We start from the raw sequence: 21318 nt of genomic DNA on the forward strand, positions 1-21318 counted from the left end.
CCATTGTTTTAAGTGCCTGTTTTTTATAAATTTAAGTATCTTATCCTTGGCTCTTGTGCTAAGATAATGTGGGAAGATTTGACCAGGTTATGATAAAGGAGGAAGTAAAGACTGTGTCAAAAAAAGAAAACGACTTTTTTGTACTTATGAAGGAAAACGCGCAGCTTATTTGCGAAAGCTCGCTGGTATTAAAAGAAGCAGTTAAGGATCCCACCACTTTCCCGGTCAAGATGAAGGAACTCATTGATTTGGAACACCGTGCCGATGATATTACCAACAAGATCATTGACAACCTGAATAAGACACTGGTGACGCCAATGGACAGGGAAGACCTCTACTCATTGGCGACAAACATGGATGATATCATTGATTTTATTCAAGGCGCCTTGGAACGGATGATCATGTATAAAGCGACGCCGCCCCACTCCGGGGTTGAAGAGCTGATTCGGGTTCTAGATGACTGTATCCATATTATTAAAATATCTGTGGACAACCTTCCCAGTATTCGCACCAAATTAAAGCTTATTCTTGAAAACACAGAAAAAATCCATAAACTGGAAAGCGAGGGAGATCGTTTATACCGGAGTGAAGTAGGCAAGCTGTTCGAAAATGAAAGCAATCCAATTGAAATCATTAAATGGAAAGAAATACTGGAACATCTGGAAGACGCCACGGACCGTTGTGAAGATCTCGCGCTTGTAATAAAAGGGGTCGTATTAAAATATGTCTAGTCTGCATATTGCATTATTCGTTGTCGTACTATTTGCGTTGGCATTTGATTTTATCAACGGATTTCATGATACTGCCAATGCCATAGCCACTTCGGTTTCGACAAGAGCGCTTACGCCAAGGACCGCAATCATTATGGCCGCGGTACTCAATTTTATCGGCGCGATGTACAGTACAGGGGTTGCCAAGACCATTGCAAAGGACATTGTCGATGCGAACAGTGTTACTTCCGAAGTGATGATCGCCGCACTGATCGGAGCGATTTTCTGGAATCTTTTGACATGGTATTTTGGTATTCCGAGCAGTTCTTCCCACGCGATTATTGGGGGAATCCTCGGAGCCGGGATCGCGGCAGCGGGACTCGGTGTTGTCCAGGGGGCCGGCATCAAGAAAATTGTCTTGGCGCTGCTGTGCTCGCCGCTCGTCGGCATGGGACTCGGTTATCTGATCATGACCATTCTATATTACCTGTTCCGCAATAAAGCGCCGATGAAAACGAACAATATCTTCCGGAGGCTGCAGATGGTTTCAGCCGCACTACTTGCGTTTAACCACGGTTCTAACGACGCACAGAAATCCATGGGTATTATCACGCTGACGCTTGTCGCCATGGGGGTACAGTCGACGATGGATGTTCCGCTCTGGGTAAAGCTCCTGTGTGGAATAGCCATTGCTTGCGGTACAGCAGTGGGCGGCTGGAGAATCATTCATACCCTCGGTGCCAAAATCTTTAAAATTGAGCCGATCAACGGATTTGCCGCAGATTTGTCATCCTCGATCGTTATCTGGGTAGCGACGGCGTTTCCGGGTCTCCATCTGCCGGTCAGTACCACGCACGTGGTATCCGGTTCCATTATGGGAGTAGGCGCTGCCAAACGTATTTCGGCCGTGCGCTGGGGCGTTGCGCAGCAGATGCTGATTGCCTGGTGTCTGACGATTCCTTCCACGGCAATCGTCGCAGCTCTGTCTTATCATCTGATTACACTCGTGGAGAGAATTCTCTAATCTAATATTCTAACGTAAGATACTGGAATTCTGCATCTTATATCGGATAAATACCAACTGATGCTATAGATGCTTTTATACAATCAGGTAAGCAGATCGTAGATTCAGTCTTCTTTTTTAATCCTCAGGAGGGTAAGGGTTACCCGTCTGGGGATAGCTTCTTTTTCATCAGGGATATTGAATAATTATGCATGATGAGGTATAATAATGCAATATTGCGTATTATTGAGATAAAGGAGAATAATGATGGTTCAATTAAACAAAGGCAAGTTTAAAGGCAGAGATTTTATTACACTGAATGCTTTCACAGCAGAAGAAATCTCATATATGGTTGACGTCGCCATGGAATTGAAGGCTGAGAGAAATGCCGGAATTCCCCACCCTGTCCTGCAGGGGAAGGTTTTGGCGATGATCTTTACCAAATCTTCGACGAGAACCAGAGTGGCATTTGAGGCCGGTATTTATCAGCTCGGCGGCTCCGGAATGTTTCTGAGCGCCCGCGATATCCAGCTGGGACGCGGTGAACCGATCCAGGATACAGCAAGGGTCTTGTCCAGGATGGTCGACGGCATTATGATCAGAACGTTCAGCCATCAGGAGGTTCTTGATCTTGCCGAGCATTCCTCTGTGCCGGTCATAAATGGCTTGAGCGATTTTCTGCATCCGACACAGATTCTGGCCGACCTTTTGACCATTAAAGAAACAAAAGGCAAGATTCAGGGATTGAAATTAACCTATATCGGTGACAGCAATAATGTGGCAAATTCCCTGCTGCTTGGCGGCAGCAAGATGGGCATGAACATCGTGATTGCTTCACCTCAGGGATACCAGCCGGTTCCGGAAATTATGGATCTGGCTTGGAAGAATGCATCTCTCAGCAGAAGTACGGTGCAGATCGTCGAAGATCCTGTGGCGGCTGCCAGGGGAGCGGATATTCTTTATACCGATGTTTGGGCCAGTATGGGACAGGAAGAACAAAGCGAAATCAGGAAGAAAATTTTTGCGCCGTATCAGATCAATGACGAAGTGCTTGGGGCAGCTCATCCTGAAGCGATCGTCATGCACTGTTTGCCTGCCCACCGCGGAGAAGAGATCACCGACAAAGTGATGGAAGGTCCTCAATCCGTGGTATTTCAGGAGGCTGAAAACCGGCTTCACGCCCATAAAGCGATTATGGCGCTGGTCATGTAATAAATATAAAATAAAGGAGAAAGCGTATGGCTAAAGTAGTGCTTGCCTATTCAGGCGGACTGGATACATCCATCATTATTCCATGGCTGAAAGAAAACTATGGTTATGAGGTTGTCGCGATGGCGGCAGATTTGGGACAGGGAGAGGAACTGGAACCTCTTCATGAGAAGGCTGCTAAAACCGGAGCCACCAAATTATATATTGAAGATTTGAGAGAAGAATTCATTACGGATTTCATTTACCCGACGCTTCAGGCAGGAGCCGTGTATGAAGGCAAATATCTTCTCGGAACATCCTTTGCTCGTCCGCTTATTGCCAGAAGGCTTGTGGAGATTGCTGAAAAAGAAGGCGCAGTCGCTGTTGCGCATGGCGCGACAGGGAAAGGCAACGATCAGGTTCGCTTTGAACTGGCTGTCAAAGCGCTGAATCCTGATCTGAAAATTATTGCTCCGTGGAGAGAGTGGGACATCAAATCGCGGGATGATGCGATTGATTATGCCAAAGAACGCGGAATCCCTGTCCCGGTTACCAAGGACAGACCGTACAGCATGGACCGTAACCTGTGGCATTTAAGCCATGAAGGCGGTGACCTCGAAGATCCCTGGAATGAACCGAAGGATGATCTTTATCTACTCGGGGTTTCCCCGATGCAGGCGCCGGACCAGGCCGCGTATGTGCTGATCGATTTAGAGAAGGGCATACCGGTAGCTGTCGATGGAGAGAAACTTGCACCGATTCAGCTGATCGAGAAATTGAATGCCCTGGGCGGCAAGAATGGAATCGGGATTGTCGACATGGTGGAAAACAGGCTTGTCGGGATGAAGTCGCGCGGGGTATATGAGACTCCCGGCGGGACAATTCTCTATGCCGCGCATCAGGCGCTGGAACTGTTGACCCTTGACCGTCAGACCCTGCATTATAAGGAACAAATTGCGCTGAAATATGCTGAGATGGTCTACGATGGTGTCTGGTATTCACCGCTGAGAGAAGCACTCGATGCGTTTGTAAAAGTTACACAGAAAAATGTTACCGGAACCGTCAGGATGAGACTATATAAAGGAAACTGTACACCGGTAGGGATAAAATCCCCTTATTCGCTGTATAATGAAGAATTTGCAACGTTTGGCGAAGATGCTGTCTACAACCAGAAAGACGCAGAAGGTTTTATTAATCTGTTTGGACTGCCTCTTAAAGTCCGCGCTTTAATGGAGAGAAAATCAGGCTTACGTTAATCATGATGCGCAACGGTGCGCGAGCATGGATTTGCGGGCATGGAACACAAGGATGTCAATTGTCTAAGCACATTGCGCATTCTTGTGTTCTGTCATATTGTTGCGTTATACTATACTTAATTTTGATTCGGAAGGAGTTAAACCAATGAAACTTTGGGGAGGACGTTTTGAGAAAGACACCGATTCCCTGGTCGAAGATTTCCACTCATCGATCTCATTCGACCGGCGCCTTTATAAATTTGATATTATGGGAAGCATTGCTCATGCCGGAATGCTCGGCAGGATAGGTATCCTGTCAGCCGAAGAAACGGAGAAAATAATAGGGGGACTGGAATGCATTCTGGCGGATATTCAGGCGGGAAGGGTTGAATTTGAAGTCGGAGCCGAAGACATCCATATGAACGTTGAGAAACTACTTACGGAAAGAATCGGTGATGCCGGTAAAAAGCTCCATACCGGACGCAGCCGGAATGATCAGGTTGCGCTGGATTTTCGGCTATTCTTAAGAGAAGAAATCGACAACACCAAAGATCTCCTCACTGCGCTGCTGGAAACCCTGCTTGACTTGAGTTCTAAACATCTTAAGACTTGGATGCCCGGATATACCCATCTGCAAAAGGCCCAGCCGATAACCCTGAGCCATCATCTTATGGCCTATGTCCAAATGTTTTTGCGCGATCTGGGACGGCTCGGAGATACTCGCAAGAGACTGAACCTCTCCCCGCTCGGATCGGGCGCGCTGGCGGGTACGACCTTTGCTTTGCGTCGGGAAGAAGTAGCTGCTGAACTGAATTTTGACGGCGTCACGCTTAACAGTTTAGACGGCGTTAGCGACAGAGATTTTGCTTTGGAATTTCTGGCAGCTGCATCTATCATGATGATGCATCTGAGCAGGCTGTGTGAAGAACTGATTATCTGGTCGAGCGGTGAATTCTCTTTCGTTTCGATTGATGATGCCTATGCCACCGGATCGAGTATTATGCCGCAGAAGAAAAATCCTGATGTCGCAGAACTCGTCAGAGGGAAAACTGGCAGGGTGTATGGGGATCTCATAACACTGCTCACCGTTATGAAAGGACTTCCCCTGGCTTATAACAAAGACATGCAGGAAGACAAGGAATGTGTGTTTGATGCTGTGGACACCATCCAAAAATCGTTGCTGGTCATCCGGCCAATGCTGGCTACAATGAAAGTGAATGCCGATATTATGGCAAGGGAAGCTAAGAAGGGCTTTACCAATGCCACAGATTTGGCTGATTATCTGGCCAAAAAGAATGTTCCTTTCCGCGAAGCCCATGCGATTGTGGGCAGGCTGGTACTGGAATGTTCCCACAGGGGCTGTTCGTTGGAGGATCTGACGCTGGAAGAACTGAAAACAGTATCCGAATTCTTCGAGGAAGACCTTTATGAGGCTATTTCTCTTCAAACCTGCGTTCAGAAGAGGAGCGTTACCGGAGGTCCTGCACCGGAGGCTGTTCAGACAGCGATACAGTTTAGTAAAGAAACTCTGGATCAACTCAGGTGGTAAAAAACAATTAAGAAAACAATCAAGTGTAAATTTAGCACGAATAATGGTACATTTTGCTGCCTTCAGAGTATTAATCAAGAAATTTTAAGAATATGTTAAGAATATGTAATTAGAATGTAAAAAATGTGAAAATAACAAATAGCCGGCGATGCTGAAATGACGGTACATAGCAAAGAATGCTGACAGAATCCAACGGTCATCTTAAAATTTTGTGGATAAAAATGTGGATATTGTGGATTAAGTTAAAAGAATGGATTCTAAAAAAATATAAAATTTAAATTTTATGTCTAAACTTTTGATAAATATTTGAATGATCATAAAACTATTGTGAAATAAAAAAGGAGGCCGTACCGGTGTGGAGTACTGAAGAAATACTGGAACGCCAAAAGCAGGTTGTGGAATGGCTGCGGGGAAAAAACACTGAGGCAAAGACCAAAGGTTTGGTCTGCGGAATTTCCGGCGGTGTAGATTCTGCGGTGGTGGCAGCTTTATGCAAAAAAGCATTTCCTGATTACTGCCTTGGTGTGATCATGCCATGCCAATCAAATCCTGCGGATCGCGAGGATGCCTATTTGATTGCAGAGACCCTTGGGATGGAAGTGATCGAGATTGATCTCGGGGAAGCACATGCAGCCATTTATGACCGGATGAAGACCGCTTTAAAAGCTAATCAGACGCCTCTGAATATTCAGCAAGCAGGACAAGGGAACCTTAAAGCACGGCTCCGTATGTCTACGCTGTATACGGTAGCCAATATCAGGGAGTATCTGGTTGTCGGGACAGACAATGCCCCTGAGAGCTATACCGGATATTTTACGAAATATGGGGATGGCGGCGTGGATCTTCTGCCGATCAGCTCACTTACCAAGACGGAAGTAAGAGCCTGGGCAAGGGCACTGGGCCTGCCGGAAAAAATAGCTTCCAGAACACCGACTGCTGGTCTTTGGCAGGGACAGACCGATGAGGGAGAGATGGGTTTTTCCTATGATCTTATCGATAAATATCTTTTGGGAGAAAAGATTCCTGACGATGTTGTCGCCAAAATCGAAAGACTGCATAAAATGAGTGAGCATAAACGGCAATTGCCCCCAACCATCGAATTAGAAAAACCGGAGAGGCTGGATTAGATGAAACTACGGATCGGATTAGATATAGACGGCGTCGTCGCGGACAGTTTTCCTGTGTTCACAGAAGAACTCAACAGGCAATACGGCAAAAATATTATGGAAATTGACAATTACGATATGTCGAAAATCTACGACGTTGACTGGAATGAACTAGACACCTTTTTTGACAAAAATATGGAAGTTCTCTTCTCAACACCGGAGCCGGTCAAAGGGTCGGTTGAGAGCATTGTTTCCTTAACAGAAGCAGGGCATGAAATCATTTATGTGACAGCCAGAAAGCCGGGAGCTGAGGAACTAATCACAAAAAAATGGCTTGAAGAAAAACAAATCCCCCCGGGTGAAAAGATATTCACAGGGGGGCTCAGCAAGACCATTGCGGTCAAGGAACACGGTATTGATGTGTTCGTCGATGACTTTATTTCCAATTCAGTGGAGATCGTTTCCATGGGCATTCCGGTGCTACTGATGGATGCGCCTTATAACCGCGGAAATCTTCCGGAAGGTGTCATCCGCTGTTATGACTGGAATGACGTTGTATGTCATATTGAGCAATTCAGCAGGAACGGTATTAACCGGTAGAAGAATATTTTTTTACTTAACGCGCGTGCCATATCTATACAAGTTTACGAATAATAAGATCAAATCTTGAAGAACAGGTATTCCTCGTAAGTGAGATGCTGTTCATAGAGTTTCGTGGCCAGGTCTTGTCCGATATAGCGCAGATGCCAAGGTTCGTAGGTATATTCCGTCAGGTATTCTTTGCCCTTCGGGTAGCGGATGATAAAGCCGAAACGATGAGCATTATCTTTCAGCCAGACATATTCGTCCGTATCTCCAAATGTCTCTTCCAGACCGAAGTTAACGCTCTGGCAGGATACATCCATTGCCAGACCGGTTTGGTGTTCACTTTCACCGGGTCTCGCACTGATTTGGTTGGCTTTTTCCTCGGTTCCGTACCGTCGGGTAAAACTCGCAAATAAATCCTGCTGCGTTTGATAGGAGCGGTAGCCTGATACACCATAAAAAATTACACCATTTTCTTTCGCAGCAGAAAATAATTCCTCGAGCTTCGCAGCAGCTTCCTGACGCAGCATTCTTTTCTCAGCTTTTTCCTTAAAAGTAAAAGGAATGTTGACTTCAACCAGATCCGGTGGAACATAATCGGAGGGAAGCTGATTTTGTTTATTCACTAAAACAGCGATGTTGGCAACATCGTGATAATTTATCGCTTCCTTACTCGCAGCGCCGATTCTTAGCATAAAGGTATCAACCGGAACGTTTTCTGCAGATGTTTGCGAACCCTGAGAATCAGGGGAAGCATCAGGAATGCTCATTTGAATACAACCGCTTATGAAAAAAATCCCAAATAGAATGACAAGTAAAGAAAAAATCAACTTATTTTTCATCGTTTCTCCTGTATGAATCGTCGAAGTTACTCAGCGGTCAGGAAACAGCGCTCAAGAGACCAAGTTTTGCCCTACTTTGTAAATATCGCCCGCTCCGAGCGTAATAACGAGGTCGCCTTCTTCAAGGGTTTGGTCAAGATAAGAACTGATTTCGTCAAGCGTTGGAAAATAACGGGTGGTAATTCCTTTTTCTTTCATCAAGTCGGCAAGTTTTGCTGAAGAGATCGGGTTTACCCCGGCTTTTTTTTCGCGCGCCGAGGAAAAAATTTCTGCCAGCAAAACCTCATCGGCATCCTGAAAGGCCTGAGAAAACTCATAAAAAAGTTTTTCAGTCCGGCTGAAGGTATGAGGCTGAAATACTGCCCGGATTCTTCTGTCGGGGTAGGAAAGCCTTGCTCCATCCAGGGTCGTTTGGATTTCTGTCGGGTGATGGGCATAATCGTCAACAATAACTGCCCCGTGTTTTGTGCCAAGACGTTCGAATCTTCTTTTGGTACCATTAAAGCCGCTCAGCGCCTGAAGCACGGTATCCATCGATATTCCGAGCCTGGAAGTCAGGGCTATGGCAGCTAGGGCATCCAGAATGTTATGTTTTCCTGAAACAGTCAAATGCAGCTTACCTATATTTTTTTTATTCATCATCACATCAAAACAGCTTCCGTCATTATCGAAAACAACGTTTGCAGCGCTGACATCAGCATCGGCCGAGAAACCAAAAGTTGTAACCGTTGCTTTGGTCTTAATCCTATCTATATTCGGATCGTCATGCCAGATAATCAGATTGCCCTCAGCAGGCAGCTTGCAGGCGAGTTCGGAAAAAGCGCAGACCACATCATCCAAATCCTTAAAATAATCGGGATGATCCAGTTCCATGTTGGTAATAATCAGGTGCTCGGGAGAGTAATTTAAGAAGTGCCTCCGGTATTCGCAGGATTCGGCTAAAAAGAGTTCTCCCTGGCCGGCATGGGCGTTGCCGCCAATACAGGGCACGTCGCTGCCTACGACAATCGTAGGGTCCAAACCTGCATCAAGCAGGATTTTTCCAGCCATGGCAGTTGTCGTAGTCTTGCCGTGAGTCCCGGTTACACAGACTCCTTTTTTCTTGGACATCAGTTTGCTCAGAAATTGAGGGTAAGTCAGTACCGGTATGTTAAGCTCTTTGGCCCGGCTAATCTCCGGGTGACTGTCGCAGTAAGCGGCAGAGGTGACAACCAAATCAGCGCCGACAACATTCTCTGGGTCAAAGTTCAGGACCTCAATGCCTGCCTTCTCTAATACAACGTCTGTAAAAAATCTTTGCGGTACATCGGATCCGGTAATCACGGCATCTTCTATCAACGGTGTAATCTGGGCAAGGGCGCTCATCCCGGTTCCTTTTATGCCAACAAAATGAATATGTAATTGCAATGTGCATCTTTCCTTCCGGTATTCTATTCCTATTACATTATACCCAAATATCTTGAAAAAGGTATCTGTCAATACGTAAATCAAAGATATTCTTCCCGAAAACAGTTAACATGAGAATTAGAGCTGTTCAGCCTTCCAACAATACCATTAACCTCAAATCGGTAGGGAAAAGCCGCATTTAATATTATAATACAAATACGACTAAAATATAAGATTTATACGCATTTTACAGCTTAGTTTATAACTGCAATGTTCTGTCACAAGAAGGGAGGAAAAACGCAATGTCCGGATATGCAGCACTACCTGATTTTGAAATCTTAAATGGCCGGGAGCTTGACGGTCTTATCGTTAATGATAAATTTGTAAGTTATTACCAAGTAGAGTCTGCTCTTTATAATTATCCCAAAGTGTTCGAAGCAGGTGTCATCGTTAACAGCCAGAATGGTGAAAGCGTGATCCTCAAAGTATATCTTGCGCTCGAAGATTCTTTTTCGGCGAAGGAAGAAAGAGAACAGTACTGCTTGAAGGTAGAACAGTATATTAGAAACAGTTTTTCATTTAAAATGCCCATCCGGGTATTGATTCGAGAAAAACTGCCGATGACCAGATCTGGAAAAATCCTGCGCTCTGTTCTTCGTGATTATTAAGATAAAATGTTTATAATTGAATCAAATTTAAACTAAAAAAGGACCTTCTTGTATTGAAGGTCAAAAAATGAAAATCAAGAGTAGAATTAATGAGACTAAATGAGTAAAACGAAGACAATATAATAATAATCATAAAATACACAAAAATCAATAAAAAATATAACCATATTATCCATCTTAAACCATAATTCCCACGGAATTATGGTTTAATTTATAACTGGTGAAAATTAATATTTTAACTTTAAATAAAACAATCGAGAATTAACAAATCAAAATCGACCTGCGAATATTATTGCCTGAAGCTGCAAAAGATAGTACTGGAAAAAGGGAAATACCGTAAGGTAAATAACCTTTTTCGAAGGCTATCCGCCCTGTAGCGGAAACAGATACCCGGTCAGTTAAGCTACCGGGTATCTTCATGATCGCCATGTACGGCCTAATGCCGCAGTGTCATGGATAACAAGGAGCAGCAATCTTATGCCTGATTATTATTGACGTGGATTTTGCCGCGGTAGAAAGAGAAGAAAATACCAACAGCACAAAGGCAGGCTGAGATCAGAAAAGCAAGGTGAATACTCTGTGTAAACTGCGGATAGTATTCAGGCGTAATCTGGTTTTTGCCGACAAATATGGAAATCAGCAGCGTAGCTGTAGCCATACTCAGCATCTGGCCCAGAATCCTCATCACAGATACTGAGGCGGAGGCAACCCCGTAATAATGATTATCTACGGAACTCATGACTGCATTGGTATTCGGAGAAGAGAATAAGGCAAATCCAAGACCCAGCACCATCAAAGCAGCTATGATCAGGAACAGAGAAGTATGCGGGCCGATAAAGGAAAGCAAAAACAAGCCTGCGGCGGTTCCGGCCATGCCCCAAGAAGCAATTCTGGCGGGCTCTTTTTCATCGGATAGGCGTCCGGCCATAGGGGAAATTAAGGATTGGATAATAGGCTGGATAATCAGGATGATTCCGGCATGCTCTGAAGACATGCCCTGGACGTACTGCAGATATAGACTCAGAAGAAAAGTTACGGAGTAGGAACCAGCATAATTGATTAATGCTGCTACGTTGGAAAAGGCAAAAACCCGGTTATTCTGAAAAAGCCTGATTTCTAACACAGGATTTGAGATCTTGAGCTGGCGTTTCACAAAGAAAACAAAACAAACAATGCTGAAGAGGATCAGGATAATCCCGAGAATATCCGGTAAAATGCTCGAACCATAGATAAGCGCAATCAGGGTAACGGCGAAAATCAGACTGCCTGGAATATCCAGTTTATCATTTTTGGCATCGGCCCAATCGCTCTTGACATATGTGATCATTAAGACCGTGATCAGGACCCCCAAAGGAACCAATACCAAAAAAATGCTTCTCCAACCCCAATGCTCGGTTAAGAATCCGCCTAGAAAAGGTCCGACAGCAAGTCCTACATATATGGCTGAAACATTAAAGCCCAGGGCTTTGCCGCGTTCTTGCGGGGGAAAGGCCGAGGTGATCAGCGCCATTCCCGCAGTTGCGATCATCGATGCACTAATTCCCTGCAGGACTCTCATCACGAGTAATAGTTCAATATTTGGGACAAAACCTGAGATTAACGTGAATGCAGTAAATGAAATTATCCCCCATTTATAAAGCCTGGTCCGGCCAAGGATGTCGGCGAGTTTGCCGATAGGAAGAAGAAACACAGCCGAAGACAACAGGAAAGATGTCGCAATCCAGCTTAAAACGACAGCATCTGCTGCAAATTCCTTTTGAATTGCAGGCAGCGCGATGTTGATAGATGAAATCATAAACGGAGTCAGAAAAGAACCTGCGGTTGCTATAAACAAAAGGGTGCGCTTAACCATTTTGCTGTCATCTCGGGCGTGGTCATGATGGACGTTCATAAATACTCCTTTTTAGTTGGTTTTTGATCCCTTATTCTTTTTATTAAAACAAAAACATACCCTAAAAGAACAAGTCATAGATTATTATAAATGATTGTTTATGAGTCGTAAATTAACGTTTCGATGTATAAATTTTACATTTTATTGACATCCTATTAATGATTAACTTTTAAGGAGGTTGCCCATGAATATTTGGCAGAAGATTGCCCTTGCAATTATTATCATCGGGGCCATAAACTGGGGAATGATTGGTTTTTTTCAATTTGATCTTGTCAATGCCCTCCTCGGAGGGATCAGTCCGCTCCCTCCAAGAATCGTCTATGCACTGGTCGGACTTAGCGGCCTGTACTGCATCACGCTCTTATTCGTACCGAATCGCGAATATGAGAGAGAAGGACGGATCCAGCATAATCCTTAACGAGTCGGCAAAATTACTCAATAAGTCCAACAAGAAAAAGGAACCGAGTATATCTCGGTTCCTTTTTCTTGTAGAGCTTTAGCCTGCGTTTACAATGGCGACAGGACATAGGTGTACAGTCTTTTATTCAGCAGGTTGCCCGGCGGGGATTTTTTGGTATTTTTCCCTTGATTCTTTGTAATACCTGTTAAGTTTCCTAAGATTAACCGTCCACAGGTAAATGATATACGGTAAAAACAGCGTAAGCAGAATTGGAATTTCCGACATCAGAATAAAGTCAAAAAAACCGTGAAGCAGGATAGGAACATATAAGGATTTTCTGAGGTAAGCTCTTTCAAGATAAGGATGATTGGAGAACTTTGCCAGGGAAAGGTAGTATCCCATCGTCACACCAAGTAGCACGTGGGTCGGCACTGAGAATATTCCTCTGGAAAGGCCTACATACGGGTTGGCTGAAAAGTTTACAAGGACATACATGATGTTCTCGACTGTTGCGAAACCCAACGCGGCAAATACGGCATAGACAATCCCGTCCAGCTTTTCATTAAATGCCGGATTCCGATAGACTGTCCGCAGGACAACTGCCCTTTTGAAAAATTCTTCGGTCAGTCCGGCAACGACGAAGGCATTGAAAAAAGCTGCCGCTACCCCGGCAAAGATGTTCAGGGACGTCAGAAATTTTTCAAACAGCACGATCGGGATGACTGCCAGCGCACCCAGGATAAACACTTTTATAAGAAGATGCAAAGGCTCTTTATCGAAACGGTCGGTATAATAGACTGCCAGGCCCAGGGCAATTACAGGAGTAAGTGCAATTACCAATATTCGCAGATCGAATAGCAAAAGATCACATCCTTTTCTGTAAATTTATCTCCTGTGAAGTACATCTTCAACAGCAAGCAGCTTGAATTATGTTAAGCTTTATTATTTGCAGCCGGAGCATCAAACATTCCTTATAAATTTTTTCATTTTCCCACATTTTTGATTATTTTACCCTTAACAAATTATTTTTCTTATGTTATACTGTTAAAGCTTATGGGTTACCAAACATGCCGATGTGGCTCAGGGGTAGAGCAGCTCACTCGTAATGAGCAGGTCGTCGGTTCGATTCCGACCATCGGCTCCACTAGAAACAAGACCTCTAGGGTTTTTCCTTGGAGGTTGTTTTTGTGTTTGTATGCGTATTGTGTGTCAGAAAAATTTACAATTTATTAATAGTTTACTCAGTTTTACAAATTGACCTTTGAAGTTGACCTTTTTTATTTGTGCATCAAAACCTGCACCAAAACGCAAGACTTTTTAATAAAGTTTATGCATGTACTATTTTAGCGCAAAATACCATTGATTACCAAGGTCCATGCAGGTTTTGATAGTTTTCAGCAGCCCCTATTTTGCTAATTGCTAAAATAAGCAGCAGGTAGAACGAATCTGGATGCTTTTTTAATATCCGAATTTATTCTAAATGTCATCCTTTTCGCTCCTGCTTCGGAATGCTCCTATGTCCCGATCAGTGAGCCGGTATTGTGACTTCTCAAAATTGAAGTTCAGATCGAATGACTTTAGTTTTCCGCATCGATCTTCAATATTCTGTACGATTTTTGTAGTAGTTTCGCTCAACATAAGACATAGATCGTCTTTTGTAAATCCATTTTTTCTGATTATCATTTTGCAGCCCTTTACTAATATATTTGTAGACAGAGTTTCCTGTGAAAGTGGTAATCGTCCATGTGGATAGGCATAATATACTTTGGTAATATTTGGGTTGAAACCATGTTAAATATGCATGCGTTTGGCTAGTTCTGCCTTGATATTTTCCCCTTGAAAGATCAGGATCGCAGAGAGGAATATGATGCTGACGGCAACAGAGATTACGGAAGGGTATAGCACATGAATCCAGTCAAACAAGAGGAATATTACCGGAATGATGCCGAGAAGACCATCTAACAGAAAATAAGTAATGTAATCTCTGGCCCTGAGCTTCATAATTTTCGCCGTTACATACAGCACAAACATGGCGGAGACAAACAAAATAGGAACAACAAAGTCTAGGGACCAGCCCCGCCAGCCGGTTCCCCAGTCCCAGATAACACTGAGAAAAGATAAAATGGTTACCTGCCACATGATATTCTTGGTAATATGATGCCTTTTCTTGATGACGATAATTAAACTCAGCCACATGCTGATGAGGCCGAATAAAGCAAAAACAGGCCAGTTTATACTCGAGGGGAATAACGCATAGACCACAAAACTGACGACCAGAGCAACGACAGAGGTAAAGATCATAATCCGCAAGGCTAGATGCCGTTCATAGAAAGGAGGAACTACCGGATAGATTTCCTGCTGATCGTAGGCACCATCGTGTCCCGGCAGAATATTTCCGCATAGGGGACAATTTCTTTTATTGCCGCGTATGCGGACCTGGCAATGACTGCAATATTGCATAAAGATGATCCTCTCTGTTAACTCGATTAAAGATTGCATGTAATTTCAATGTCGATGCCGTTTTCCGAAAGGAACTCAAAAAAAGTACGTTGAATTTCAGTTTCCCGGAAGGGTGAACTAAAACTTACAGCCAGCCTGTCATTGTAGGAGCATATGCTGATATGAGGCATTCTGGCGCTGCTGCAAAGGCTAAACTGCCGAATATAGCGTTTGAATTCTTCTGGAAGCAAGATTTGACCAATATTCGTTATTGCCGCAGTGATCCCCCTGTCAGCAATTTTGCTGGCCAGGCGCAGCGAATAATCCTTGAAAGGCAAAGGAATAATCCGGGTCAGAAGATTCTTTTCAATTGACATTAATTGATTTAAGCGTTGATTTAAGCTTTCTGCAGTAAGCTCTTTTCGGAAGTCCTCACTTACACCTCGAATCACGTCTTGAAAATCGGGGCTTTCTTGGCCAAAGGGATAACCAATATTCATCGTGCTGAAAAAATTTCTGGTTGTTTCCGATTGGAAAAAATTCCGCAAATTAATCGGGACGGACAAAACCACGGGATCATTCTTCGTGCGTACAGGCCTTTCCTTATGTAGGGCATAAATAAACAAGGCGGCAATAAAAACAGTCAAAGTAGCATTATATTCATGTGCTAATTCCAAAGCTGCCTTGGCAGACATCGAACCTTCGATTACTTTCACTTTGTTTTCATCCAGCCTGGTTCCACGAATGCGATAAGTCCGGGCTGTTTTTGCTTTGTTCGGGTTATCCATCAGCTTCAGAATATCCAGATCCCGGCCTTCAAAATACCTGCCGAAACTGTCATCCATTTTTTCGCTGATCGAGGCGTTTGGCTTGAATTCAGGGATTTGGTCCGCAAAGGCTTCCTTATGCCGCAGACGGATATAATGATAGACCAGGGTTCTCATGAACCAGAGCGCCCCAGTACCGTCAGATAAAGCATGAAAAATTTCCAGATTGATTCTATTGTGGTAATAGGACACCCGGAAAAGCAAATTTTTTCTGTCATCAAGATAGATCGGCGCACAGACCGGATCAGACTCCCTTTCAACTACAGGATGTAGGTCACTGGTCTGAAAATAATACCAGAATACGCCTTTCCTTAAGACGGATTTATAAAACGGAAAATAATCCATCGTGATATTCAGGGCTTCCTGCAACATTTCAGGATCTACAGCGTTATAGAGTTCACAGGCCAGCCGGAATACTTTCGTATCTTTATTGCTGCATGTTGCCGGAAAGATCTTAGAGGCATTATCCAGTCTAGTCCACTCAACGCTCTTTCGCTGTCTCATTCGATCACCTTTCTGATATCGTACTATGTTAACCCTAAAATTAGAATATTGAGAATCTGCTCGCTATCATATTAAAATTTTTAGGTTGACAATGTACTGCCATCTAAAAAAGAATTAATCACCTTATAGCATGTGATGAGGTGCTCCGTGTTCCATGCCAGCGAGAAGAAACCATGAACAGCGTCTTTCATTCGATATATCATGACATCGTTGCCGGATTCCCTCAGACGTATTCCATAAGCCTCCCCCTCATCGCGGAGTGGGTCAAATTCAGCCGTGATAATCAGTGTCTGGGGCTGATTCGATAAATCTTTAGCTAAGAGTGGTGCTGCGTAAGGGTTGTTGCGGTCTTCTTCTCTTTGAACATATAGATCCATATAATCCTGAATGCGTTTGGCAGTTAATATATAATCTGTACCATTTTCCCGTATAGACGGAAATGGAGAGCTTGGGCTATGATCAATATAGGTTGCGGGATAGATGAGTATTTGACGGGGGGGCAGAAATTCACCCCTATCTCTGGCCATTAAAGACACGGCTGCTGCCAGATTGCCGCCCGCACTGTCCCCAATCAAGGTAATATCCTTGGGACTGCATTGCAGCAGATCATGGCGTAAGGATAACTCCCTGGCAACATGATAACATTCCTCAATGCCAGCTGGGAAGGGGTTTTCCGGCGCTAAAAGATAATCTACGGAAATAACCGTATGATTGGTCTGATCCGCCATTTTGGCACAGACATTGGTGTAGGAATCAATGTCTCCAGTAACCCATCCTCCGCCGTGAAAGAAGATTAGAACTCTGGGGATTTTTTGGTTTTCAGGACGAAAAATGCGCACCGGGATTTCTCTTGAAGCAACAATGATCTTATGGTCCAATAAATTGTACAGCGGCTTAAAATATGGATGTACAACCTTCTGGACTTTCCGGTAGATCTTATAGGTCCTCTTAATATTTACATCCGGATAGGACAGTGCTTTTAAAAGCCTTTTTCTGAAGCGTTTCATTGAACGACCTCTCTTTCGCTGTGCTATCCTATCCTGATTCCATTATAATCGAAAAACGCAAGTTTATCGATTATAATTCCACATTTGCCGGCGGCAATTTGTTCCCTTATTTGATGCTTGTCCATATACTGATGAAGGGGGGATTGGAATGAATGATCCCTGGGATTTGAACCATCAGATAAGGACACAGCGTCTGGCCCTCCAAATAGCGAGGAATTTAGGTATTGTCAAGGAGGAACAATTAAAGCCAATTAGTATTGCTTCACGACTTCACGATATTGGGAAAATAAGCATCCCCTCAGACATTCTCCTGAAACCCGGAAAATTAACTGATTCAGAATTTGCGGTCATCCGGATGCATCCCGAAATTGGTTGGGCGGCAATATCTAGGGTCAATTTCCCATGGCCGATTGCTGAAATCATTCTTGAGCACCATGAAAATATGGATGGCTCGGGGTATCCCCGCGGTTTAAAGGGGCAGGAAATACGATTTGAAGCCAAAATTATCAGAGTCGCGGATACTATCGATGCGATGGCAAGTGATAGAGCATACAGGGCAGCCCAGTCGAAACAGGAAATCATTTCGGAGTTAAACCGCGGAAAAGGACTCATTTATTGCAAGGAGATCTGCGAAGCTGCGATAGCCTATCTGACAGCCGAATCATAATCGAAGAACAAAAAATCCAAATAAATAATAATAATTAAAATGAAGAGAAAATAAGCCCAAAGAAATACCAGACAGCATGAATTATCTGGTTTTTTCTTTGGGCGAATCTTTTGCCGGGCAGCTGGTTCTTACTTGCTTTTTTTAAAAGCCAATAAGACCAGTCCTTCATTGTTAGCTTTGTATTGAGAATTCAGGGTTGATTCAGCTTGTTTGACCTGATTTAGCTGGGTCTGATCAAGTTGGGCAAAATCCATATGCATGACACTGTCCACGGCTTAAGACCTCCTTAAATTAAAAGCGGTGTTCATATAAGTCAATCCCGCCCAATATCATATGGGCTAGACCAAACCCGATGATCCCGGCACTGATTAGGGGATATACTTCCCTTTTGTTCATACCGTTTTTTTTCATATCTTTGACCCTTAAGGCAACACCGGCTGCTGTGACTGCAGTTCCTAATGCGCTGGGTATCAAGCCTTCCCGCATCGTCATTCCCTCCTAAATTAAAATTCTGTCTTTAGCTTTAACCAATTTAGCAAATTTTATTAGCTGTCTTTAAATGAAATTTTTTGACAATTGATAAAATCTCTAACTTAGATAGAAAAATACCCCTGCGTCCAGGGGTATTAGATAAGTTTGCGCCAAGTCTAATAAAATATGTATCTCAGCCTACTTTAGCATAATGAAATATTGATGGTCAATAGATTTTGCCAAGTACTGGGTAGGGTGAATAAAAAATATTTTACTAATTACAGAAAAAGGTATAAAATGGTACTTGTTGTAAATGCGCCCGGCTAGTCATTCCGGCTATTTTCTGGTCCAGCGGTCGCTATCCCGGAGACGGTATTTTTCCATCATTCCTTCAAAGGATTTTTCAAGGTCTATCTGAAGCGAATTGGCCATACATATGATGATAAACAGAATGTCGGCCATTTCCAGCGCAAGATCACCCTCCTGCTCGGACGGTTTCTTGGGTTTTTCTCCGTAACGATGATTAACCTCTCTGGCCAGCTCGCCAACTTCTTCGATCAGCCGGAGCATCATCGAAGAGGGCTGCCAGTAACCCTCTTCAAATTGGGAAATCCAATTATCGACTTCTTTTTGCCAATCTTTGATATCCATCGCGAACAATACTCCCTTGCAGTTTATTGTAAGTTCAATTTTAAGGGAATTTTTTCTGTCAGGCAAGGAATTTAGGGATTAATGTAGAATCATGATCCATTGATCTATTTTTAAGGAGTGAGACAGTGGCATATCTGCAGACGTTTGCACAAATGGTTCAATGGAAAGATTTCGTAGATATTGTCGTTGTCGCGATCATTATCTATCAATTACTTATGCTGATTAAAGGAACAAGGGCCGTCCAATTAATCAAGGGTCTTTTTGTGTTTATGGTCATTTCTTTGATTGCAAGGCAGCTTGGACTTACAACGCTGAACTGGATGGTGGAAAAAGTCTGGACCATGCTGGTGGTTGCGCTGCCTGTCGTTTTTCAGCCTGAGTTAAGAAGGACCCTGGAACAGATTGGTAGAGGTAAGTTTATTACCATGCATCCGGCGACAACCGGACCTGAGGAGTATAAGAAGCTGATCGAGGAAATTGTCAGGTGCAGTCAGGTTTTATCGCAAAGCCGTATTGGCGCTTTGATCGTCCTTGAAAAAACAACCGGGATTCAGGAATATGTTGAGACCGGTGTTAAAATTGATGGGGTTGTCTCTTCAGAGTTCCTGGTCAACCTATTTATTCCAAAGTCGCCGCTCCATGACGGCGCGGTGATTATCCGTGGGGACAGAGTTGCGGCTGCAGGCTGTTTTTTGCCTTTGACCCAGGATAACGGGCTGCAGAAGGATTTGGGGACCAGACACAGAGCTGCTTTAGGGCTTTCAGAAGTATCAGATGCGCTGGTTATTATCGTATCTGAAGAAACTGGTGTCGTTTCTACGGCCAAAAACAGCAGGCTCACTCGCTTCCTCGATGAAAAGAGCCTCCGCGATCTTTTAAAGAATGAGATACTGGTCGAAAAAGCTTCCGGGCACAATCTGTTCCGAAGAGGTGACAACAATGCCAATACGTGATATTTTACGGCGAAACCTTGGATATAAAGTGATCTCTCTGGTCCTGGCGATTGTTTTCTGGATATGGCTGACCAGCCAGAATAATTCCTCAATTTTTTCAAAGAATATTGATACCCGGCAGCTGGTGTTTTACAACCAGCCCTCCAATATTGGGATCATATCGCCGGTTCCGACGATTACGATCCGGATTGACAGTTCCTCCCAAGAAAGCAGTGTCAAAGACCTGGTTGCTTATGTCGACCTCAAAGACGCTGTAGCCGGGGAATCCACCTATGGTGTTCAAATTAATGCACCGGAAGGTATAAAAGTTGAAGAAATCAGTCCGAAAACAGTGACATTAAAGCTGGATCGGCTTGAAGACAAGATTGTCAAGGTTCAGGCCAACGTTAAGGGTGAACCGGCTTCCGGCTATGTGGCAGGCGAACTGTTATTCACTCCTTCCGTGGTCAATGTACGGGGACCTGCGTCGGTCCTGGCCAACCTTACAAGCGTCACCGTCGATGTAGAATTTACAGATCTCACAGAGAGCAAAAGTGTGGTTAGGCCGGTCTACTTTACTGATAACCAAAATGCGGGGATTTTTGACGCGAATCCGTACCCCACACTGCAGGCTTTTCCCGATACTGTTGAGGTAATCATGCCGGTATATGCAAAAGGGACGGCGAGTAAAACTGTGCCGCTCCGGGTGGTAACTAAAGGGACACCTGCGGATGGAATGGAAGTACGGCTCGTGACTCCGCTTCCGTCACAGGTTCAGCTCGTTGGTAAAGAGGAAGAACTTGAAGCGGTCGAATATTTAAATCTTGGGACTATTGATATCAGCAGAATTACCAGCACCAAAACCATTAATGTTTCCCTGAATTCAATTGCTTTGCCCAAAGGAGTGTCTTTCAGTAAGGGAACAAAAATCAGCGTCATGGTTTATGTCGGTGCCAAAGCGGAGAATGAGATCATGAAAGGGATACCGGTCGGGATTAAAAATATTCCCGACGGACTGACTGCTGATAACATTCAGCAGATCGATGTCACGGTCAGCGGATATCCGGATATTCTTAAAGCGCTGAAACAAGAGGATATTTCCTGTTGGATAGATGCTAAAGGCCTGAAGGAAGGGACATACTCCGACGTATCGGTACTGTGGGAAGTCCCATCCGGGGTGACAATGGTTAGTATACCCAAAGTGCAGCTTGTTCTGAAGGCAAGCACAGCAACTTCCGGAGATAATAAAGAATAGAG

22 protein-coding genes and 1 tRNA gene are annotated in these 21318 nt (G+C 44.0%); 13 read left to right on the forward strand and 10 right to left on the reverse strand.

Annotated elements, in window-relative coordinates; genetic code table 11:
* Window positions 1-113: 113 nt before the first annotated feature.
* The 7 genes from AB3489_RS02475 (at window position 114) to AB3489_RS02505 (ending at window position 7391) form a co-directional block, all read left to right on the forward strand.
* Entirely contained in the window at window positions 114-731 is a 618-nt protein-coding gene (locus tag AB3489_RS02475) for a DUF47 domain-containing protein (RefSeq protein WP_019226820.1), read from the forward strand.
* Window positions 724-1734 (forward strand): anion permease, encoded by a 1011-nt coding sequence (locus AB3489_RS02480; RefSeq protein ID WP_368293832.1) that lies wholly within the window; start codon window positions 724-726, stop codon window positions 1732-1734. The genes AB3489_RS02475 and AB3489_RS02480 overlap by 8 nt, the downstream gene beginning before the upstream one ends.
* A gap of 246 nt (window positions 1735-1980) precedes the next feature.
* Window positions 1981-2925, forward strand: coding sequence for an ornithine carbamoyltransferase (gene argF / locus AB3489_RS02485; protein WP_368293833.1), 945 nt, complete (start codon window positions 1981-1983; stop codon window positions 2923-2925).
* 26 nt (window positions 2926-2951) lie between these two features.
* Window positions 2952-4157: an argininosuccinate synthase gene (locus AB3489_RS02490; RefSeq protein WP_019226817.1), complete on the forward strand. Its 1206-nt coding sequence runs from the start codon at window positions 2952-2954 to the stop codon at window positions 4155-4157.
* A gap of 145 nt (window positions 4158-4302) precedes the next feature.
* Window positions 4303-5685 carry an argininosuccinate lyase gene (gene argH, locus AB3489_RS02495; protein ID WP_368293834.1) on the forward strand — a complete coding sequence of 461 codons (1383 nt, stop codon included), beginning with the start codon at window positions 4303-4305 and terminating at the stop codon, window positions 5683-5685.
* Window positions 5686-6038: 353 nt separating this feature from the next.
* Window positions 6039-6812 (forward strand): NAD(+) synthase, encoded by a 774-nt coding sequence (gene nadE, locus AB3489_RS02500; protein ID WP_368293835.1) that lies wholly within the window; start codon window positions 6039-6041, stop codon window positions 6810-6812.
* Window positions 6813-7391, forward strand: a complete 579-nt coding sequence (locus AB3489_RS02505) for a hypothetical protein (RefSeq protein ID WP_015043883.1) — start codon at window positions 6813-6815, stop codon at window positions 7389-7391. It abuts the gene before it with no gap.
* 59 nt (window positions 7392-7450) lie between these two features.
* Here the strand turns inward: AB3489_RS02505 and AB3489_RS02510 are convergent, their stop codons facing one another.
* Entirely contained in the window at window positions 7451-8218 is a 768-nt protein-coding gene (locus AB3489_RS02510; protein WP_368293837.1) for a D-alanyl-D-alanine carboxypeptidase family protein, read from the reverse strand.
* 51 nt (window positions 8219-8269) lie between these two features.
* Complete coding sequence (gene murC / locus AB3489_RS02515; RefSeq protein WP_025205215.1) at window positions 8270-9625, reverse strand: UDP-N-acetylmuramate--L-alanine ligase; 1356 nt, start codon at window positions 9623-9625, stop codon at window positions 8270-8272.
* A 281-nt stretch (window positions 9626-9906) separates the two neighbouring features.
* On the opposite strand from murC, the gene AB3489_RS02520 reads away from it, so the two are divergent.
* Window positions 9907-10272, forward strand: coding sequence for an acyl-CoA synthetase (locus tag AB3489_RS02520; RefSeq protein WP_019226812.1), 366 nt, complete (start codon window positions 9907-9909; stop codon window positions 10270-10272).
* A gap of 475 nt (window positions 10273-10747) precedes the next feature.
* Here AB3489_RS02520 and AB3489_RS02525 read toward each other — a convergent pair whose 3' ends face one another.
* Window positions 10748-12163, reverse strand: coding sequence for an MFS transporter (locus tag AB3489_RS02525; protein WP_368293838.1), 1416 nt, complete (start codon window positions 12161-12163; stop codon window positions 10748-10750).
* 184 nt (window positions 12164-12347) lie between these two features.
* On the opposite strand from AB3489_RS02525, the gene AB3489_RS02530 reads away from it, so the two are divergent.
* A complete protein-coding gene (locus AB3489_RS02530; RefSeq protein WP_015043877.1) occupies window positions 12348-12581 on the forward strand; it encodes a DUF378 domain-containing protein in 234 nt (77 codons plus the stop codon).
* A gap of 123 nt (window positions 12582-12704) precedes the next feature.
* On the opposite strand, the gene AB3489_RS02535 is transcribed toward AB3489_RS02530, so the two are convergent.
* Complete coding sequence (locus tag AB3489_RS02535) at window positions 12705-13424, reverse strand: PrsW family intramembrane metalloprotease (RefSeq protein WP_368293839.1); 720 nt, start codon at window positions 13422-13424, stop codon at window positions 12705-12707.
* 208 nt (window positions 13425-13632) lie between these two features.
* Here AB3489_RS02535 and AB3489_RS02540 point away from each other — a divergent pair.
* Window positions 13633-13707, forward strand: a tRNA-Thr gene (locus tag AB3489_RS02540).
* Window positions 13708-14354: 647 nt separating this feature from the next.
* Here AB3489_RS02540 and AB3489_RS02545 read toward each other — a convergent pair.
* The 3 genes from AB3489_RS02545 to AB3489_RS02555 form a co-directional block, all read right to left on the reverse strand.
* Complete coding sequence (locus tag AB3489_RS02545; RefSeq protein WP_368293841.1) at window positions 14355-15023, reverse strand: DUF6320 domain-containing protein; 669 nt, start codon at window positions 15021-15023, stop codon at window positions 14355-14357.
* 26 nt (window positions 15024-15049) lie between these two features.
* Entirely contained in the window at window positions 15050-16333 is a 1284-nt protein-coding gene (locus AB3489_RS02550; protein WP_368293842.1) for a hypothetical protein, read from the reverse strand.
* Between the two features lie 80 nt (window positions 16334-16413).
* Window positions 16414-17340: an alpha/beta hydrolase gene (locus AB3489_RS02555; RefSeq protein ID WP_368293843.1), complete on the reverse strand. Its 927-nt coding sequence runs from the start codon at window positions 17338-17340 to the stop codon at window positions 16414-16416.
* A gap of 148 nt (window positions 17341-17488) precedes the next feature.
* Between AB3489_RS02555 and AB3489_RS02560 the strand changes: the two genes are divergently transcribed.
* Entirely contained in the window at window positions 17489-18007 is a 519-nt protein-coding gene (locus AB3489_RS02560) for an HD-GYP domain-containing protein (protein WP_019226795.1), read from the forward strand.
* Between the two features lie 128 nt (window positions 18008-18135).
* On the opposite strand, the gene AB3489_RS02565 is transcribed toward AB3489_RS02560, so the two are convergent.
* The 3 genes from AB3489_RS02565 to AB3489_RS02575 all read right to left on the reverse strand — a co-directional run bounded on the left by AB3489_RS02565 (window position 18136) and on the right by AB3489_RS02575 (window position 19129).
* Window positions 18136-18279 (reverse strand): hypothetical protein, encoded by a 144-nt coding sequence (locus AB3489_RS02565; RefSeq protein WP_368293844.1) that lies wholly within the window; start codon window positions 18277-18279, stop codon window positions 18136-18138.
* A gap of 19 nt (window positions 18280-18298) precedes the next feature.
* The gene (locus AB3489_RS02570) at window positions 18299-18493 is read right to left on the reverse strand and encodes a hypothetical protein (protein ID WP_019226797.1); all 195 of its coding nucleotides are present in this window, start codon (window positions 18491-18493) and stop codon (window positions 18299-18301) included.
* 321 nt (window positions 18494-18814) lie between these two features.
* The gene (locus AB3489_RS02575) at window positions 18815-19129 is read right to left on the reverse strand and encodes a nucleotide pyrophosphohydrolase (RefSeq protein WP_368293845.1); all 315 of its coding nucleotides are present in this window, start codon (window positions 19127-19129) and stop codon (window positions 18815-18817) included.
* A 125-nt stretch (window positions 19130-19254) separates the two neighbouring features.
* Here AB3489_RS02575 and cdaA point away from each other — a divergent pair, with 125 nt between their 5' ends.
* Both cdaA and AB3489_RS02585 read left to right on the forward strand, forming a co-directional pair.
* The gene (gene cdaA, locus AB3489_RS02580) at window positions 19255-20082 is read left to right on the forward strand and encodes a diadenylate cyclase CdaA (RefSeq protein WP_015043824.1); all 828 of its coding nucleotides are present in this window, start codon (window positions 19255-19257) and stop codon (window positions 20080-20082) included.
* Window positions 20069-21316: a YbbR-like domain-containing protein gene (locus AB3489_RS02585; RefSeq protein WP_368293846.1), complete on the forward strand. Its 1248-nt coding sequence runs from the start codon at window positions 20069-20071 to the stop codon at window positions 21314-21316. Before cdaA ends, AB3489_RS02585 begins: the two co-directional genes overlap by 14 nt.
* The last annotated feature ends 2 nt before the right edge of the window (window positions 21317-21318 follow it).

It is taken from the genome of Dehalobacter sp. TBBPA1, assembly GCF_040931655.1.
Classification (GTDB): domain Bacteria; phylum Bacillota; class Desulfitobacteriia; order Desulfitobacteriales; family Syntrophobotulaceae; genus Dehalobacter; species Dehalobacter restrictus.